This window comes from Pseudomonas sp. NY15435 (genome assembly GCF_048068295.1).
In the GTDB taxonomy this organism is placed as follows: Bacteria; Pseudomonadota; Gammaproteobacteria; order Pseudomonadales; family Pseudomonadaceae; genus Pseudomonas.
In genome coordinates this window covers 265,079-282,717 of record NZ_JBLUQA010000001.1, presented here as the reverse complement: position 1 = coordinate 282,717, position 17,639 = coordinate 265,079, and the positions used below count along the sequence as shown (strand labels likewise).

Here is a 17,639-nt window from a genome sequence, read left to right as displayed (position 1 = left end):
TAAAGCTCCCCGGACATGCCGCTGTCGGGTTAGCCCTTGAACCCGAGAGTTCAAGGTGGTGGTTGCAGTAGGCTTTAAGGCTTTCCGTCGTGCGGACATGCACACCAGCCCAACTGGCAACCCCCGTTGTTGCAATTATCGGCTCAGGGACATCACCGACTGGCCAACACACCAGGGAGCGAGGCAATTATACCCCAAGGAAATTTCCCTGGTCAGACTTCACCCTGATCCTTATCAGTGGTAAGGGAGTCGGTGGTCAGCGCGCGGTCCACGCGCTCGAGCAGTTCGCGCACGCGCTCGCGGGTGGAGCCGCTGTCCTGCTCCACGCGTTCCTGCTTGTGCAGCAGGTCGTGGGTGATGTTCAGGGCGGCCATTACCGCGACGCGATCAGCACCGATCACTTTGCCGCTGGAGCGGATCTCGCGCATCTTGCTGTCCAGGTAGCGCGCGGCGCTTTCCAGGTTGACGCGCTCGTCCGGAGGGCAGGCGATGCAGTACTCCTTGTCGAGGATTTGGACGTTCAGGGTGTTCGACTGGCTCATGAGTCCTGCTCCAGGGCTTTAAGACGCAAAATCATCGCTTCGACCTTCTGACGAGCCAAATCGTTCTTCTCGATCAGATGGGCGCGTTCTTCCCGCCAGCTTTTCTCGTTCGCCCGCAGCAGCCGGTTCTCGGCCTTGAGCTGTTCCAGGCGCTGGAGCAGCAGGTCGAACTTGGCGATCAGCGCGTGCAGGTCGGCGTCTTCCATGGGCTCTCGCTTGGGAGTTGCTTAAGTAATCGAGAACTATATAGGACTGCCGTGGGGGTGGGTCAACGCACGGCTGCCCGGCGCGTCGTCACATGGTCTTGCGGTGTGCGCCGGTGCTAGGATAACGGACCATATTCTATGCGCGGCGCCTGATGGCGCCTAGCCGTCATCCGGGTTCGATCATGTCCACTTCCAGCTCCGCCTATACCGCCTTCGCCGCCCTGCTCGCCGAGGCTGCCCTGCCCATCTCTCCTGCTGAACTGCACGGCCACCTGCTCGGTCGCGTCTGCGCCGGGTCCGGCTTCGATCAGGGCGAATGGCTGCAGGCCGCCGGTGAACTGCTCGGTGGCGAGCCGGGCGAGCGCCTGGGCGCGGCCCTGGGCGGCCTGCTGGGTATGGTCCAGCAGGACTTCAGCCAGGGCGAGATGGCCGTGGTGCTGATGCTGCCCAACGATGACGAGCCACTGCTGGAGCGCGCCACCGCCCTGGGCCAGTGGTGCCAGGGCTTCCTCGCCGGCTTCGGCCTGGCGCTGCGTGCCCCCAGCCTGTCGGATGAAGCCGACGAAGTGCTGCAGGACATTGCCGCCATCGCCCAGGTCGGCGGCCAGCTGGAAGAATCCGAAGACGGCGAGGCCGACTACATGGAAGTGCAGGAGTACCTGCGCGTCGCCCCGCTGTTGCTGTTCTCCGAATTCGGCAAGGTGCCGGCACCGGCCGAGAAACCCTCCCTGCATTGAGGTCGCGCATGATCCGTATCGCCAAGTCGGAATACGCCCGTCGTCGCAAGGCGCTGATGGCGCAGATGGAACCCAACAGCATCGCCATTCTCCCGGCGGCGCCGATGTACATCCGCAACCGCGACGTGGAGCACGTCTACCGCCAGGACAGCGACTTCCAGTACCTCACCGGCTTCCCCGAGCCGGAAGCGGTAATGGCGCTGATCCCCGGCCGCGAGCACGGCGAGTACGTGCTGTTCTGCCGCGAGCGCGATCCGGAGCGTGAACTCTGGGACGGCCTGCGCGCCGGCCAGGACGGTGCCATCAGCACCTTCGGCGCCGACGATGCCTTCCCCATCGGTGATATCGACGACATCCTGCCGGGCCTGATCGAAGGCCGCGACCGCGTGTACTACGCGCTGGGCGCCAACCAGGAGTTCGACCGCCGGCTGATGGAGTGGATCAACGTGATCCGTTCCAAGGCGCGCCAGGGTGCGCAGCCGCCGAACGAGTTCGTCGCCCTCGACCACCTGCTGCACGACCAGCGCCTGTACAAGAGCGCCGGTGAGGTGAAGGTGATGCGCTACGCCGCGGAAGTCTCCGCTGGCGCGCACATCCGCGCCATTCAGGCGTGCCGTCCGGGGCTTTACGAGTACCACCTGGAAGCCGAGCTGGAATATGCCTTCCGCCTGGGCGGCGCGAAGATGCCGGCCTACGGCTCGATCGTCGCCACCGGCCGCAATGCCTGCATCCTGCACTACCGGGAGAACGACGCGCAGATCAAGGACGGCGACCTGATCCTGATCGACGCCGGCTGCGAGATCGACTGCTACGCCAGTGACATCACCCGCACCTTCCCGGCCAGCGGCGTGTTCAGCCCCGAGCAGAAGGCCATCTACCAGTTGGTGCTGGACGCCAACATGGCGGCCTTCGACTGCATCGCGCCGGGCCGCCACTGGAACGAAGCCCACGAGGCCACCGTGCGGGTCATCACCGCCGGCCTGGTGGAACTGGGCCTGCTCAAGGGTGACGTCGACGAACTGATCCAGCGCGAATCCTACAAGGCCTTCTACATGCACCGTGCCGGCCACTGGCTGGGCATGGACGTGCACGATGTCGGCGAATACCGCGTCGGCGGCGAATGGCGTGTGCTCGAGCCGGGCATGGCGATGACCGTCGAGCCGGGTATCTATATCTCCCCGGACAACACCGACGTGCCGAAGAAGTGGCGCGGCATTGGCGTGCGCATCGAGGACGACGTGGTGGTGACCAAGACCGGCTGCGAAGTGCTGACCAACGGCGTCCCGAAGACCGTCGCCGAGATCGAAGCGCTGATGGCCGAGGCCAAGGCCCAGGCCGCCTGACATGCAACGTACGCAACTGGCCATCATTGGTGGCGGACTTGTCGGCGCGAGCCTTGCGCTGATTCTCCAGGCCGGCGCCCGCGAGCGCGGCTGGCAGATCGTGCTGATCGAGCCCTTCGCCCCCGGCGATGCCTACCAGCCCAGCTATGACGCGCGCTCCTCGGCGCTGTCCTTCGGCAGCCGGCAGATCTACGAACGCCTGGGGCTCTGGCAGCAGATTTCCCAGCGCGCCGAACCCATCACCCAGATCCACGTCTCCGACCGTGGCCGTTTCGGCGCCGCGCGCCTGACCGCAGTGGAAGAGGGCGTTCCCGCCCTTGGTTACGTGGTGGAGAACGCCTGGCTCGGCCAGTGCCTGTGGCACGCGCTGGACCCGGACGTGGTGAGCTGGCGCTGCCCGGCGGAAGTGCGCCGGATGGACGCCCTCGGCGACGGCTACCGCCTGACCCTGGACGACGACTCGCAACTGGACTGCGACCTCGCCGTGCTGGCCGACGGTGGCCGCTCCGGTCTGCGCGAACAACTGGGCATCAACGTGCGCTCCTCGTCCTACGGGCAGACTGCGCTGATCGCCAACATCAGCCCGTCCGAAGCCCATCGCGGACAGGCCTTCGAACGTTTCACCGAGAACGGCCCGCTGGCCCTGCTGCCGCTGCCGGAAAACCGCTGCGCGCTGGTCTGGACCCGCAACGGCCGCGACGCCGAGCGCCTGCGCGAACTCTCCGATGCGGCCTTCCTCGCCGAGCTGCAGGAGGCCTTCGGCTATCGCCTGGGCACCCTGCGCCAGGTTGGCGTGCGTTACGGTTACCCGCTGAGCCTCAGCGAGGCCGACGAACAGATTCGCCCGCACCTCGTGGTGCTCGGCAACGCCGCCCACAGCCTGCACCCGATTGCCGGGCAGGGCTTCAACCTGTCGCTGCGCGATGCCAAGGCTCTCGGTGACCGCCTGTTGCAGGAAGATGCCGCGCCGGGCGATTTTGCCGTGCTGCAGCGCTACCTGGACGGCCAGCGCCTGGACCAGCAGATGACCGTCGGTTTCTCCGACCGCGTCACCCGCCTGTTCTCCAATGCTCAGCCGTTGCTGGCCACCGGCCGCAACATCGGCCTGCTCGGCCTCGATCTGCTGCCGCCGGCCAAGCGCTGGTTCGCCCGCCAGGCCATGGGCCTGGGCGCACGACCGGTCTGAGCCGATGGAACCACGCAAAAGCTCCCACCGCGCCCGCCTGCTGCGTTTTGGCCTGAACCTCTACCCGCCCTACCTCGGCGCTGGGGTGCGGGTGCGCCACATCAGCGCGGATTTCCGCGAGGTGCGCGTGAAGATGGGGCTGAACCTGTTCAATCGCAATTACGTCGGCACCCAGTTCGGCGGCAGCCTGTACAGCATGACCGACCCCTTCTTCATGCTGATGCTGATGGAGAACCTGGGACGCGACTACATCGTCTGGGACAAGGCCGCCAACATCGAGTTCGTCAGCCCCGGCAAGGGGCCGGTGTATGCCGATTTCCGTATCGATCAGCACCTGCTCGACGATATCCGCGCGCAGACCGCTGCGGGTGAGAAATACCTGCCGCGCCTGCACGCCGAAGTGCGTGACGGCGAAGGCACCCTGGTGGCGCGGGTGCAGAAGACCCTGTACGTCCGGCTCAAACCGCGCGCGCGGCAGGCCGCTTGAATTTCGATGCCCGCGCAGGAGCTGCGCGGGCCGCTGAAGAAGGAACGCACATGCACGCGGATCTGGTTATCGTCGGGGCGGGAATGGTCGGCAGCGCGCTGGCCCTGGCTCTGGAAGGCAGTGGGTTGGATATCCTGCTGCTGGACGGCTCGCCGCTGAGCGTCAAGCCGTTCGACCGCGAGGCGCCCTTCGAGCCGCGCGTCAGTGCACTGTCCGAGGCCAGCCGGCGCATCCTCCAGCGCCTGCACGCCTGGGACGGCATCGCTGCCCGCCGCGCCGAGCCCTACCGTGAAATGCAGGTGTGGGACGGCTCCGGCACCGGGCAGATCCACTTCAGCGCTGCCAGTGTGCATGCCGAGATGCTCGGCCACATCGTCGAGAACCGCGTGGTGCAGGATGCCCTGCTGGAGCGCCTGCACGACTCTGCCCTTGGCCTGCTGCCTAATGCGCGGCTGGAGCAGCTGCGCCACTCTGGCGATGACTGGCTGCTGACGCTCTCCGACGGCCGCGAAATCCGCACGCCGCTGGTGGTCGCCGCCGATGGCGCCAACTCCGCCGTGCGCCGTCTGGCCGGCTGCGCCACCCGCGAGTGGGATTACCTGCATCACGCCATCGTCACCAGCGTGCGTTGCGAGAAACCGCACCAGGCCACCGCCTGGCAGCGCTTCACTGACGACGGCCCGCTGGCCTTCCTGCCGCTGGCGAAGGAGGGCGACGCGCACTGGTGCTCGATCGTCTGGTCGACCACCCCGGAGCAGGCGGAAAAGCTCATGGCGCTGGATGACGAGGGCTTCTGCAAGGCCCTGGGCCTCGCCTTCGAGCATCGTCTGGGCACCATCGAACATGCCGACCGCCGCCTCTGCATCCCGCTGCGCCAGCGCCACGCCAAGCGCTATGTGGAGCCGGGCCTGGTGCTGATCGGTGATGCCGCGCACACCATCCACCCATTGGCCGGACAGGGTGTGAACCTGGGCTTCCTGGATGCCGCGGTGCTCGCCGAGGTGATCGAGCATGCCCACGCCCGTGGCGAGAACATCGCCGAGGAACGTGTGCTGAGCCGCTTCGAACGTCGGCGTATGCCGCACAACCTGGCGATGATGGCGGCGATGGAAGGCTTCCAGCGTCTGTTCCAGGCCGACCCGCTGGCGGTGCGCTGGCTGCGTAATGCCGGGCTGCGGCTGGTGGATAAGCATCACGAAGCGAAGGGCGTGTTCGTGCGCCAGGCGTTGGGGCTGTCGGGCGACCTGCCGAACCTGGCGCGGGTTTGACGGATAGTCCAAGCGGCGCCTGCCCTCTCCCTAACCCTCTCCCTGAAGGGAGAGGGGACTGATCGGAGTTGGTCAATACGAAGGTGCTCACCGGCTGACTTTTTGATCTCATCTCACTCCGAACGGCTCCCTCTCCCTTCAGGGAGAGGGAGGGGGAGAGGGGCTCTTGCTCCGCACCCACGCCCCCGCGCCCCCAAACCACACCCTTCCGAAACACCCCGACACAAACGCACGGCTCGTTAGTAAATGAGGTTCCTTATCATTTGCGGGATATTTTCCCTGCAAAGGACACGCTCATGCTCGTGCGCAAAGGTCTTCTCGCCACCCTCCTGCTGGCCGCCGTCGCTGGTACCGCCCAGGCCGCCGACGAGGTGGTGGTCTACTCCTCGCGCATCGACGAGCTGATCAAGCCGGTGTTCGACGCCTACACCGAGAAAACCGGGGTGAAGATCAAGTTCATCACCGACAAGGAAGCGCCGCTGATGGCGCGGATCAAGGCCGAAGGCGCCAATACCCCGGCCGACCTGCTGCTCACCGTAGACGCCGGCAACCTCTGGCAGGCCGAGAAGATGGGCATCCTGCAGCCCTTCGACTCGCCGACCCTGGATGCCAACATCCCGCCGCAATACCGCTCCGGTACCGACAGCTGGACCGGCCTGTCGCTGCGCGCGCGGACCATCGCCTATTCCACCCAGCGGGTGAAGCCCGAGGAACTGTCGACCTACGAGGAGTTGGCCGATGCGAAGTGGGAAGGCCGCCTGTGCCTGCGCACCGCGAAAAAGGTCTACAACCAGTCGCTGACCGCGACCCTGATCGAGACCCATGGCGCCGAGAAGACCGAGGAAATCCTCAAGGGCTGGGTGAACAACCTGGCCACCGACGTATTCTCCGATGACAACGCGCTGCTGCAGGCCATCGCCGCTGGCCAGTGCGACGTCGGCATCGTCAACACCTACTACTACGGCCGCATGCACAAGGACAATCCGCAGTTGCCGGTGAAGCTGTTCTGGCCGAACCAGGGCGACCGTGGTGTGCACGTCAACCTGTCGGGTATCGGCCTGACCAAGTACGCACCCCACCCGGAAGCGGCGAAGAAGCTGGTGGAGTGGATGACCGGTGCCGACGCTCAGGCGCTGTTCGCCGGCATCAACCAGGAATTCCCGGCTAACCCGAAGGTGGCGCCGTCGCAGGAGGTCGCGGCCTGGGGTGAATTCAAGGCCGATAGCATCCCGGTGGAAATCGCCGGTAAGCGCCAGGCCGAAGCGATCAAGCTGATGGACCGCGCCGGCTGGAATTGATGAACGTGCCGCCGCCTCACTGGGTGGCGGCGTCATCCTTGTGGTCGACGGAGAGCGCCTTGCCGTTCTCCGCCAGCAGGCAGATGAACTGGCCGTCGGACTGATCGCCGCGGCGCAGTTGGGCGGTTACCCGTTTGCTGGCGTGCTGCCCGTCCACTTCGCCGTCGTAGGTTTCCTCACGGATGGACGTTGGCTCCACCCAGGTCTGCTGCCAGCGCTCCTGCAGTTGCGGGTTCTCGGCCAGCATATGCATGGCGAGGTCCAGGCAGGACTCCATGGGTGTCTGGTCGTCGGCCAGTGCGAAACCGCTGAGCGGCAGTAGCAGCAGCCCGCAGAGCGCGCGAGGGGAGTACATGGGCTTTTTCCTTGGCAGGGATGAATGGCAGAGTGGCCGATTCGACCGCTGTACCTTGCGCTTTATCCCTATCGCGTGAGGATCGGGCGAATTTGATTTCAACAAGGGAAAATTCCGTCAGCTTTGCGGCGACATTTCCCACGGACATCCGCTGATTTTCTGGAAACACGCCCCCCATGCGCCCCAACCGCTGGTATCCCATCACATTCGCCGTGGCTGCCCTCGTCCTGCTGCCCATCAGCGTCCTGCTGCTGAGCTGGGCAGAGATCGATCGCGAAATCTGGTCGCACCTGTGGGAAACCCAGATGATGCGCCTGCTGGGTAACACCCTGGTGCTGGTGGCGGGCGTGGGCATCGGCGTTACCGTGCTGGGCGTCAGCCTCGCCTGGCTCACCAGCCTCTGCGAGTTCCCCGGCCGACGCTGGCTGGACTGGGCGCTGATGCTGCCTTTCGCGGTGCCGGCCTATGTGCTGGCATTCGTCTTCGTCGGCCTGCTGGATTTCTCCGGCCCCGTGCAGACATTGCTGCGCGAGTGGTTCGGCAGCGGCCTGCGGTTGCCCCGCGTACGTTCCACCGGCGGCGTGATCACGGTGCTGGTGCTGGTCTTCTATCCCTACGTTTACCTGCTCGCGCGCACCGCTTTCCTCGCCCAGGGGCGCGGTCTGATGGAAGCGGCGCGGGTGCTGGGTCTCTCGCCCCTGGCCGCCTTCTGGCGCGTCGCCTTGCCCATGGCGCGGCCGGCCATCGGCGCCGGGCTGGCGCTGGCGATCATGGAAACCCTGGCGGATTTCGGCACCGTCTCGGTGTTCAACTTCGACACCTTCACCACCGCCGTCTACAAGACCTGGTACGGCTTCTACAGCCTTTCCAGCGCCACCCAGCTGGCCAGCCTGCTGCTGCTGTTCGTCATGCTGGTGCTGCTCGGCGAGCGCTACAGCCGTGGCCGCAGCGGCGCGCCCAACGAGCGCCCGCGCGGCGCGGCGCTGTACCGGCTGCATGGCTGGAAGGCTTTCGCTGCCAGCGCGTGGTGCCTGCTGGTGTTCGCCTGCGCCTTCGTCATCCCGGTGCTGCAGCTGGTGGTCTGGGTCTGGCAGAAGGGCCGTTTCGACCTCGACGAGCGCTACTGGGGCCTGATCCTGCACAGCCTTTACCTCGGCGGCCTGGCGGCGCTGATTACGGTCGCCGTGGCGCTGCTGCTGGCCTTCGCCCGGCGCCTGTCGCCGACCCCGGCGGTGCGCTCGGCGGTCGGTATTGCCAATCTCGGCTATGCACTACCCGGCTCGGTGCTGGCGGTGGCGATCATGCTGGCTTTCAGTTGGCTGGATAACCACGCGGTGATTCCGCTCTCCAGCGCCCTGGGCGGCACCGGTAAACCGTTACTGCTGGGCAGCCTCGGCGCGCTGCTGGTCGCTTATCTGATCCGTTTCATGGCGGTGGCCTACAACCCGCTGGAGGGCGCGTTGGCGCGGATCCGTCCTTCGCTACCGGAAGCTTCCCGCAGCCTGGGCGTCGGCGGAGCCGGGTTGTTCTTCCGCGTCTACCTGCCGCTACTGGTGCCGGGAGCCTTGAGCGCCGCGCTGCTGGTGTTCGTCGACGTGCTCAAGGAAATGCCCGCGACCCTGCTGATGCGTCCGTTCGGCTGGGACACCCTGGCCGTGCGCGTTTTCGAGATGACCAGCGAAGGCGAGTGGGCGCGCGCCGCGCTACCGGCGCTGACGCTGGTACTGGTGGGACTATTCCCGGTGATCGGGCTGATCCGTCGCTCGGCGCGACCGACCGGTTCTGTGCGGCCCTGAGAATCGGCCGTCGGACAAGCTGTCCAGAGTCCGGTCATGCGACTACAATGCGCGCGTTTCGTGCGGGCCGTACTCGCGCTCCGCACCCGCCTCGCCCGGAAGGAGAACACCCATGGGACAGCGCACGCCGCTCTATGATTTGCACGTTGCCCTCGGCGCCAAGATCGTCGATTTCGGCGGTTGGGACATGCCGTTGCACTACGGCTCGCAAGTCGAAGAGCACCACCAGGTACGTCGCGATTGCGGCGTGTTCGACGTTTCCCACATGACCGTGGTCGACGTCACCGGTCCGCAGGCCAAGGAATACCTGCAGCGACTCCTGGCCAATGATGTCGAACGTTTGCAGGTTCCGGGCAAGGCGCTGTACAGCGGCATGCTCAACGAACGCGGCGGGGTGGTCGACGACCTGATCGTCTACCTCGGCGTGTATGGCTACCGCGTGGTGGTCAACGCTTCCACCCGCGACAAGGACATGGCCTGGATGCAGGCGCATACCGAAGGCTTCGACGTCACCCTGACCGAACGCCCCGACCTCGCGATGCTCGCCGTGCAAGGCCCCAACGCCCGCGAGAAGACCGCCGAACTGGTCACTCCCTCGCGCGCCGCGCTGATCCGTGAACTCAAGCCCTTCCAGGGCAAGGCCGACGGTGACTGGTTCATCGCCCGCACCGGCTACACCGGTGAGGACGGCCTGGAAATCATGCTGCCGGCCGTCGAGGCGCAAGGTTTCCTCAACGACCTGGTCGGCGCCGGCATCGCCCCGGCGGGCCTGGGCGCGCGCGATACCCTGCGCCTGGAAGCCGGGATGAACCTCTACGGCCAGGACATGGACGAGGATGTCACCCCGCTGGCCGCCAACATGGGCTGGACCATCGCCTGGGAACCCGAAGGCCGCGACTTCATTGGCCGCAAGGCACTGGAAGCACAGAAGGCCGCCGGTGATGCGCCCAAGCTGGTCGGTCTGGTGCTGGAGGAGCGCGGCGTACTGCGCGCCCACCAGGTGGTTCGCGTTGCTGGCGTCGGCGAAGGCGAGATCACCAGCGGCAGCTTCTCCCCCACGCTCGGCAAATCCATCGCCCTGGCCCGCGTGCCGGCGGCCACCGGTGACCGTGCCGAAGTGGAAATCCGTGGCAAGTGGTACCCGGTTCGCGTCGTTCAGCCGAATTTCGTGCGTCATGGCAAAGCCCTGATCTAAATTGCATGATCTAACTTAGAAGAGGGCGGTACCGCCGCCCGTCGCCCAGTCCCCGAGGAACAACAAGATGAGCAATATCCCCGCCGACCTGCGTTACGCCGCCAGCCACGAGTGGGCGCGCCTGGAAGCCGACGGTAGCGTGACCGTGGGCATCTCCGACCATGCCCAGGAAGCCCTGGGCGACGTGGTCTTCGTCGAGCTGCCGGAAGTGGGCAAGACCCTCGCCGCCGGTCAGGAAGCCGGTGTCGTCGAGTCGGTGAAGGCCGCCTCGGACATCTACGCCCCGGTAAGCGGCGAAGTCATCGCCGTCAACGACGTGCTGGCCGACACCCCCGAAGAAGTGAACAACGACCCGTACGGTTCCTGGTTCTTCAAGCTCAAGCCGAGCAACCCGGCCGAGCTGGACAAGCTGCTCGACGCTGCCGGCTACCGCGCTGCCAGCGACGCCGACGCGTAAGACACTGCTGTACACACAGGCCTCGACTCGTCGGGGCCTGTTCTTTTTTACGGACCGATTACGGACCGACTTTTCGAGACCGTGGCCATGTCGAACACCCCTTCGCTTTCCCAGCTGCACCAGCCTGATGCCTTCCTCGCCCGCCACCTGGGCCCCGACGCCGCCGAGCAGCAAGCCATGCTCGACACCCTCGGGCTCGGCAACCGCGACGACCTGATCGTACAGACGGTGCCCCCGGCGATCCGCCTGAACCGGCCGCTGGACCTGCCGACCGCCCTCGACGAACAGGGCGCTCTGGCCAAGCTGAGGGGCTACGCGCAGAAGAACGAGCTGTGGACCAGCCTGATCGGCACCGGCTACTACGGCACCCTGACCCCGACCGTGATCCTGCGCAACGTGCTGGAGAACCCCGGCTGGTACACCGCCTACACCCCGTACCAGCCGGAGATCGCCCAGGGTCGTCTCGAATCCCTGCTGAACTTCCAGCAGATGACCATCGACCTAACCGGCCTCGACCTCGCCAGCGCCTCGCTGCTGGATGAAGCCACCGCCGCCGCCGAGGCCATGGCCCTGGCCAAGCGCGTGGCCAAGGCCAAGAGCAACCTGTTCTTCGTCGACGTCAATTGCCACCCGCAGACCATCTCCGTGGTGCAGACCCGCGCTGAAGCCTTCGGCTTCGACGTGGTGGTGGATGAGCTGGACAACCTCGGCCAGCACGCCGTGTTCGGCGCGCTGCTGCAGTATCCGGACACCCGTGGCGAAATCCGTGACCTGCGCGCGGTGATCGACGCCCTGCACGCGCAGCAGGCCATCGCCTGCGTCGCCAGCGACCTGCTCGCGCTGCTGCTGCTCACCCCGCCGGGCGAGCTGGGCGCCGACGTGGTCCTGGGCAGCGCCCAGCGCTTCGGCGTGCCCATGGGCTACGGCGGTCCGCACGCGGCCTTCTTTGCCTGCCGCGACGAGTACAAGCGCGCCATGCCGGGCCGGATCATCGGCGTGTCCAAGGACGCCCGTGGCAATACCGCACTGCGCATGGCGCTGCAGACTCGCGAGCAGCACATCCGCCGCGAGAAGGCCAACTCCAACGTTTGTACCTCCCAGGTGCTGCTGGCCAACATCGCCAGCCTGTACGCCGTGTACCACGGTCCGCAGGGCCTCAAGCGCATTGCCCAGCGCGTGCACCGCCTGACTTCCGTCCTGGCCGCCGGCCTTGCCGCCAAGGGCGTGAAGCTGGTCAACCAGCACTTCTTCGACACCCTGACCCTGGACGTGGGCGCCCAGCAGCTGGCCATCGTCGAACGCGCCCGCGCCGCCCGCGTGAACCTGCGCATCGTCGGTGAAGACCGCCTGGGCGTGAGCCTGGACGAAACCACCAGCGCCGACACCCTCGCGAGCCTGTTCGACATCCTGCTGGGTGCCGGCCACGGCCTGGATGTTGCCCAGCTCGATGCCGGCAAGGTCGCCGACGGCATCCCCGCTGCCCTGCAACGCAGCAGCGGCTACCTGAGCCACCCGGTGTTCAATCGCCACCACAGCGAAACCGAGATGCTGCGCTACCTGCGCCAGCTCGAAGGCAAGGACCTGGCGTTGAACCAGGCGATGATCCCGCTGGGCTCCTGCACCATGAAGCTCAACGCCACCAGTGAGATGATCCCCATCACCTGGCCGGAATTCGCCACGCTGCACCCCTTCGTGCCGCGCGAGCAGGCCGAGGGCTACCGCCTGATGATCGAGGAGCTGGAAAGCTGGCTCTGCGCAATCACCGGCTTCGACGCCATCTGCATGCAGCCCAACTCCGGTGCCCAGGGCGAGTACGCCGGCCTGCTGGCGATCCGCAAGTATCACGAAAGCCGTGGCGATGCGCACCGCAATATCTGCCTGATCCCGTCCTCGGCCCACGGCACCAACCCGGCCTCGGCGATCATGGCGAGCATGCGCGTGGTCATCGTCGAGTGCGACAAGGGCGGCAACGTCGACATGGAGGACCTCAAGCGCAAGGCGGCCGAAGCCGGCGAGCAGTTGTCCTGCCTGATGATCACCTACCCGTCGACCCACGGCGTGTACGAGGAAGGTATCCGCGAGATCTGCGAGGTCATCCACAGCCACGGCGGCCAGGTCTACATGGACGGCGCCAACCTCAACGCCCAGGTCGGCCTCGCACGTCCGGCGGACATCGGCGCCGACGTGTCGCACATGAACCTGCACAAGACCTTCTGTATTCCCCACGGCGGTGGCGGCCCGGGCATGGGCCCGATCGGCGTGAAGAAGCACCTGGCGCCCTTCGTCGCCAACCACCCGGTGATCCGCATCGAAGGCCCGAACCCGCTGAACGGTGCGGTGAGCGCCGCGCCCTGGGGCAGCGCCAGCATCCTGCCGATCAGCTGGATGTACATCGCCATGATGGGCCCGCAACTGGCCGACGCCACGGAAGTCGCGATCCTCAACGCCAACTACCTGGCCCAGCAGCTCGATGGAGCCTTCCCGGTGCTCTACCGTGGCCGCAACGAGCGCGTTGCCCACGAGTGCATCCTCGACCTGCGCCCGCTCAAGGCGCAGACCGGGATCAGCGAGGAAGACGTGGCCAAGCGCCTGATGGACTACGGCTTCCACGCGCCGACCATGTCCTTCCCGGTGCCGGGCACGCTGATGGTGGAGCCTACCGAGAGCGAGTCCAAACACGAGCTGGACCGCTTCATCGAGGCGATGCTGTCGATCCGCGCGGAGATCGCCAAGGTCGAGACCGGCGAGTGGCCGGCCGAAGACAACCCGCTCAAGCGCGCGCCGCACACCCTGGCGGACGTCACCGGGCTGTGGGATCGCCCGTACCAGATCGCCGAAGCGGTGACTCCGACCGAACACACCCGCGCCTTCAAGTACTGGCCGGCGGTGAACCGCGTGGACAACGTCTACGGCGACCGCAACCTGTTCTGCGCCTGCGTGCCGGTGGACGATTACCGCGAGTGAGTTGTGCGCTGAAGTGAATGCGCTGAACTGAAAAAGCCGCCCTCGGGCGGCTTTTTTATTTTTCGTAGGAGCGAGTTCATGGGCTTTTCGTAGGAGCGAGCTTGCTCGCGAACGGATTTCCTGGCGGCGCCGGAGCTGGGAGGGTTCGCGAGCAAGCTCGCTCCTACAGGTCCGTTCCGGCGTGGGAGCGAACTGGCCCGGCAGAGCACTTCAGGGCTTGAGCTGCAAGCGGCCGATCAGGCGGATCAACAACGCGAACAGCACGATCATCAGCACGTTGCTGAGCATGCCGATCAGGTTGTAGACGGCGGACGGCAGCAGCGAATAGATCTCCAGGCCGACCACGCTGAGCAGGCGGCTGAGCAGCCAGAAGCCTTCACTGACGATCAGCAGGATCAGGGTGATCTTCAGCGGCTGAATGGGATCGTTCATGGGACACTCCGTGTCGGAATTGGAGTGTCAGTAGAACACAGCCGCGACCCGCCGGCTTGGCCCGCGGCGAGCGCCACGGGCCGCGTCGGTGGGTGTCACTGGGCGGATGCGTCATCGCGACGAACGAGAATGGCGTTGGCCAGTTCCATGTCGCTACGGTCCTGCAGGGCGGCGTCGTCGCTGCGCAGGCGGGTGAGGGCGGCTTCCAGGTAGGGGCCGCGGATCGCGCCGTCACTGGCGACGAAGGCGCTCGCATCGTCCTGGGCGGCGACGATCAGCTTGTCGTGCTTGAAGGTCAGGTAGGTCGACGCGGTGGTGGCGCCGGAGGAAATGACGTCGCGCCAGAAGTCACCGTCGGCCATGGCCGAGGCAAAGGGCAGGGCGATCAGGGCAAAGGCTGTGGCCAGTTTCGCGGTACGCATCGGGTACACCTCCGCAAGGTCCGTGTACAGGTGAGAGACGCTTCGTCTGGCTTGAGTTCCAACTTTCCTGCAGCGGTGTGCGCGAGCGGTCGCTGCGCACACCGCGTTCGATCAGCGCTGGGCGGCGAGGATCGCCGAAGCCAGCTCGGCGTCACTGGCCTGCGCCAGGGCCGGGTCGGCGCTGCGCATCTGCTGCAGCGTGGCTTCCAGGTACGGACCACGGATGGCGCCGTCGGTGGCGATGAAGCTGGCTGCGTCGTCCTGGGCCGGGCCGATCAGCTTGTGGTCGTCACGGCTGGTCAGGTAGCTCGAGGCGGTGGTGGCGCCGGAGGTCAGGACCGAGCGCCAGAAGTCGCGATCTTCGGCCATGGCGCTGGTGAGGGGGAGCAGGGTGAGGGCTACGACAACAGGGGAAAAACGGACACGCATGATGGTTCCTTGAGTAATTGCGCGCCTCTCAGAGCATCGGAAAATTCCGCGGTTCCATCCTGTCGTCGGAAATGTCACTCACGTTTGAGTGATGGATCATCCGGATTCTGCTGCTCCAGCTCCGCGGTGAACTGCTGAACCTTCTGGAACTGCCCGGACTCGCGCAGGTAGTCGATCAGCGTCAGGCGCGCCGCGCGGTTGGCCGGGTGCTTCTGCAGCAGGGCTTCCAGCTCGTGGCAAGCGCCATCGACATCGCCGCCGTCGTGCAGGGCAATGGCCAGTACATAGCGGAACTGGTCGTCGTCCGGGGCCAGTCGCACGGCTTCGCGCAGCTCCTTGAGGGCCTGTGCGTGTTGGCCCTGGCGTACCAGGGCGAGGCCGTTGACATGGTGCAGCAGGCCCGAGGCGGGCTGCCGGCGCAGGCTGTCGCCGAGCAGTTGACGAGCCTCGGCGTCACGGCCGGAGGCTTCCAGCCACTGGAACAGCGTGATGCGGGCTGGCAGAAAGTCTTCATCGCGCGCCAGTGCGGCGCGCAGGGCGGGCTCCACCAGCTCCGTGCGTCCGCTGCGCTCGTAGAGCATGGCGAGGTTGAATTGGGCTTCGGCACGCTCGGCAAGTTCGTTCTGGATGGCTTCGTATTCCGCCAGCCCCTTGCTCAGCTCCGGCTGGATGCCAGCCAGCAGTGCCGGCGGCAATTGCGCCAGTTGCCAGGCGGCGGCGCTGCGCACCGCGCGGATCGGATCGGCCAGCAGCGGCGCGAGCAACAGCAGTTGCTGCTGGGGCGCGGCGAGCAAGGGCAGGGCCTGGATGGCGCTGTGGCGCACCAGGGGATCGGTGTCCTTCAGGCCCAGGGCGACCAGCTCCAGCGAGCGCGGGCTGGGGTAGCTGGGCAATTCGCTGAGCAGGGTGGCCCGGCGGATCGCCGGCAGGTCCGTGGTCGCCAGCAGCAGGTGCAGCGCGCGGGAGGCGCCGGGCTTGCCGTTGCGTGCCTTCCACAGGGTGTCGTCATAGCGTGGCGCGGGGTTGCTGGAGGCATTGGGCTTGGCCGGCAGTTCGCTATCGAACCACTCGCGGAACGTCGAGCCGAGCTGCTTGCCCGGCATCTCGCGGTGGCAGGCCTGGCAGGCATCCGGCGCGCCGATGTGGCGGGCGTGTTGCGGATCGGGCAGGGTGAAACCGTGGTCGTGGCGGTAGTCGTTGACCATGTAGTAACGCCCCGGCATGTGGCAGGCGGTGCACTGCGCGCCGGCGCTGCCGGGCTTGTGGTGATGGTGCTCGGGGGAGTCGTAGTTCTTCGCCTGCAGCCCCTTGCCGTCGATCTGCGGGCGCACGGGTTTGGCGGCGGTGTTGTGGCATTGCAGGCAAACGCTGTTGCCGGGCGCCTTCAGCTCGCCGCTGTGGGGGTTGTGGCAGTCGGTGCACTGCACGCCCTTGGCGAACATCTTGCTCTGGGTGAAGGAGCCCCACTCGAAGACCTCGTCCTTGATCTTGCCGTCGATCTCATAGAGCTCGCGGGTCAGGGGGCTGGGCAGGTAGTCGTCCATGAAGCGGTGCTGGTTCTGGTAGCCATCGCCCAGTGGTGCGCGGCGTGCGTGGCAGCGCGCGCAGGTTTCGACGATGGTTGTCTGGCTGGCATTCTGCAGCGGCACGTCGAAACCTTTGCCGCTGCTGCGGTCGGGTTCCCGTGCCCATTGCAGATGTTTGGACGCCGGGCCGTGGCAGGCCTGGCAGCCGACGCCAAGGCTGTTCCAGTGGCTGGCGAAGCTGTCGGTCTTCGCGTCGTAGTTACGCTTGAAACCGGTGGTGTGGCACTCGACGCACATGAAGTTGGCGTTCTGCGCCGGGCGGGTCCAGTGCAGCTCATCCTTGAAGTCGATGCGTTGGCCAGGCATCAGCTGGAACCACTGGTGTTTGCGGCTATCCCAGGCGACGCCGAGGGCCTGCAGGCGGCCGCCGGGATAGTCGATCAAATACTGTTGCAGCGGCTCGAAGCCGAAGGTGTAGGCCACCTTGAAATCGGCCGGCTTGCCATCGGCGCCGGGCGTGTTGACCCAGTACTCGCCGTCCTTGCGGAAGAAGCGGGTGGTCTGGGGCTCGCCCTTGAAGGTGACGTTGTCGAAGTCGCCGAGCACATTGCCTTCGCTTGCCGGCTTCATCGCCTGCTGGTGATGGGAGCGTTGCCAGTCACCGAATTGCGCCTGGTGGCAGCCCTGGCACTGCTGTTCGTCGACCAGCGCGGGAGTGGCCGGCGGCGTAGCGGCCGCCGTTGCCGTGGGCTGGCTGGAGGGCAGGACAGGGAGGTTGGCGCCGTCGTGCTCGAGCCACCACCAGAGGCCGATCACCAGCGCCAGCACAACCCCGGCAATAGCCGCTATCCAGCCGCGACGGGGGCGGGGTGACGGGCGGGGAACGGGCTTCTTCGGCTGGGACATGCGACTTCCGTTGTTCTTGTGGCGGCTCCAGGAACCGCCGCAGCTTCGGCGAGGGGCGCCGGGCTGTCAACGAGAAGCCGTGCGCAGGCG

Annotated in this window: 17 protein-coding genes and 1 other RNA gene; 10 read left to right on the top strand and 8 right to left on the bottom strand. The window is 66.3% G+C overall.

Annotated features, from left to right (window positions below):
- Window positions 1–2 precede the first annotated feature (2 nt).
- From ssrS to ACNFH5_RS01340, 3 genes are all read right to left on the bottom strand, one after another.
- A non-coding RNA gene (gene ssrS / locus ACNFH5_RS01350) (6S RNA) lies at window positions 3–181 on the bottom strand.
- 31 nt (window positions 182–212) lie between these two features.
- Window positions 213–542 (bottom strand): cell division protein ZapA, encoded by a 330-nt coding sequence (locus tag ACNFH5_RS01345; protein WP_416743658.1) that lies wholly within the window; start codon window positions 540–542, stop codon window positions 213–215.
- Window positions 539–748: a TIGR02449 family protein gene (locus tag ACNFH5_RS01340; RefSeq protein ID WP_017521390.1), complete on the bottom strand. Its 210-nt coding sequence runs from the start codon at window positions 746–748 to the stop codon at window positions 539–541. The genes ACNFH5_RS01345 and ACNFH5_RS01340 overlap by 4 nt, the downstream gene beginning before the upstream one ends.
- Window positions 749–930: 182 nt before the next feature.
- Here ACNFH5_RS01340 and ACNFH5_RS01335 point away from each other — a divergent pair, with 182 nt between their 5' ends.
- From ACNFH5_RS01335 to ACNFH5_RS01310, 6 genes are all read left to right on the top strand, one after another.
- Window positions 931–1,485 carry a UPF0149 family protein gene (locus ACNFH5_RS01335; protein ID WP_045213132.1) on the top strand — a complete coding sequence of 185 codons (555 nt, stop codon included), beginning with the start codon at window positions 931–933 and terminating at the stop codon, window positions 1,483–1,485.
- Window positions 1,486–1,493: 8 nt separating this feature from the next.
- Window positions 1,494–2,828 carry a Xaa-Pro aminopeptidase gene (gene pepP / locus ACNFH5_RS01330; protein WP_416743655.1) on the top strand — a complete coding sequence of 445 codons (1,335 nt, stop codon included), beginning with the start codon at window positions 1,494–1,496 and terminating at the stop codon, window positions 2,826–2,828.
- A 1-nt stretch (window position 2,829) separates the two neighbouring features.
- Window positions 2,830–4,014, top strand: a complete 1,185-nt coding sequence (ubiH, locus tag ACNFH5_RS01325; RefSeq protein WP_416743654.1) for a 2-octaprenyl-6-methoxyphenyl hydroxylase — start codon at window positions 2,830–2,832, stop codon at window positions 4,012–4,014.
- A 4-nt stretch (window positions 4,015–4,018) separates the two neighbouring features.
- Entirely contained in the window at window positions 4,019–4,501 is a 483-nt protein-coding gene (locus ACNFH5_RS01320; RefSeq protein ID WP_416743653.1) for a DUF4442 domain-containing protein, read from the top strand.
- A 50-nt stretch (window positions 4,502–4,551) separates the two neighbouring features.
- Window positions 4,552–5,769: a 2-octaprenyl-3-methyl-6-methoxy-1,4-benzoquinol hydroxylase gene (locus ACNFH5_RS01315; RefSeq protein WP_416743652.1), complete on the top strand. Its 1,218-nt coding sequence runs from the start codon at window positions 4,552–4,554 to the stop codon at window positions 5,767–5,769.
- A 296-nt stretch (window positions 5,770–6,065) separates the two neighbouring features.
- Entirely contained in the window at window positions 6,066–7,067 is a 1,002-nt protein-coding gene (locus ACNFH5_RS01310) for an extracellular solute-binding protein (RefSeq protein WP_416743650.1), read from the top strand.
- 16 nt (window positions 7,068–7,083) lie between these two features.
- Here the strand turns inward: ACNFH5_RS01310 and ACNFH5_RS01305 are convergent, their stop codons facing one another.
- The gene (locus tag ACNFH5_RS01305) at window positions 7,084–7,422 is read right to left on the bottom strand and encodes a hypothetical protein (RefSeq protein ID WP_416743648.1); all 339 of its coding nucleotides are present in this window, start codon (window positions 7,420–7,422) and stop codon (window positions 7,084–7,086) included.
- A gap of 176 nt (window positions 7,423–7,598) precedes the next feature.
- Between ACNFH5_RS01305 and ACNFH5_RS01300 the strand changes: the two genes are divergently transcribed.
- The 4 genes from ACNFH5_RS01300 to gcvP all read left to right on the top strand — a co-directional run bounded on the left by ACNFH5_RS01300 (window position 7,599) and on the right by gcvP (window position 13,834).
- Window positions 7,599–9,218, top strand: coding sequence for an ABC transporter permease (locus tag ACNFH5_RS01300; protein ID WP_416743646.1), 1,620 nt, complete (start codon window positions 7,599–7,601; stop codon window positions 9,216–9,218).
- 112 nt (window positions 9,219–9,330) lie between these two features.
- Window positions 9,331–10,413 carry a glycine cleavage system aminomethyltransferase GcvT gene (gcvT, locus tag ACNFH5_RS01295; protein ID WP_416743644.1) on the top strand — a complete coding sequence of 361 codons (1,083 nt, stop codon included), beginning with the start codon at window positions 9,331–9,333 and terminating at the stop codon, window positions 10,411–10,413.
- 67 nt (window positions 10,414–10,480) lie between these two features.
- Entirely contained in the window at window positions 10,481–10,870 is a 390-nt protein-coding gene (gene gcvH / locus ACNFH5_RS01290; protein ID WP_088415908.1) for a glycine cleavage system protein GcvH, read from the top strand.
- Window positions 10,871–10,957: 87 nt separating this feature from the next.
- The gene (gcvP, locus tag ACNFH5_RS01285; RefSeq protein ID WP_416743642.1) at window positions 10,958–13,834 is read left to right on the top strand and encodes an aminomethyl-transferring glycine dehydrogenase; all 2,877 of its coding nucleotides are present in this window, start codon (window positions 10,958–10,960) and stop codon (window positions 13,832–13,834) included.
- Window positions 13,835–14,044: 210 nt separating this feature from the next.
- Here gcvP and ACNFH5_RS01280 read toward each other — a convergent pair whose 3' ends face one another.
- The 4 genes from ACNFH5_RS01280 to ACNFH5_RS01265 form a co-directional block, all read right to left on the bottom strand.
- Window positions 14,045–14,266, bottom strand: a complete 222-nt coding sequence (locus ACNFH5_RS01280) for a hypothetical protein (RefSeq protein ID WP_024765734.1) — start codon at window positions 14,264–14,266, stop codon at window positions 14,045–14,047.
- Between the two features lie 95 nt (window positions 14,267–14,361).
- Window positions 14,362–14,688, bottom strand: a complete 327-nt coding sequence (locus tag ACNFH5_RS01275) for a DUF2388 domain-containing protein (protein WP_416743641.1) — start codon at window positions 14,686–14,688, stop codon at window positions 14,362–14,364.
- 111 nt (window positions 14,689–14,799) lie between these two features.
- On the bottom strand, window positions 14,800–15,117 hold the full coding sequence (locus ACNFH5_RS01270) for a DUF2388 domain-containing protein (RefSeq protein WP_416743639.1): 318 nt from the start codon (window positions 15,115–15,117) through the stop codon (window positions 14,800–14,802).
- Window positions 15,118–15,191: 74 nt separating this feature from the next.
- On the bottom strand, window positions 15,192–17,549 hold the full coding sequence (locus ACNFH5_RS01265) for a tetratricopeptide repeat protein (protein WP_416743638.1): 2,358 nt from the start codon (window positions 17,547–17,549) through the stop codon (window positions 15,192–15,194).
- Window positions 17,550–17,639: the final 90 nt, after the last annotated feature.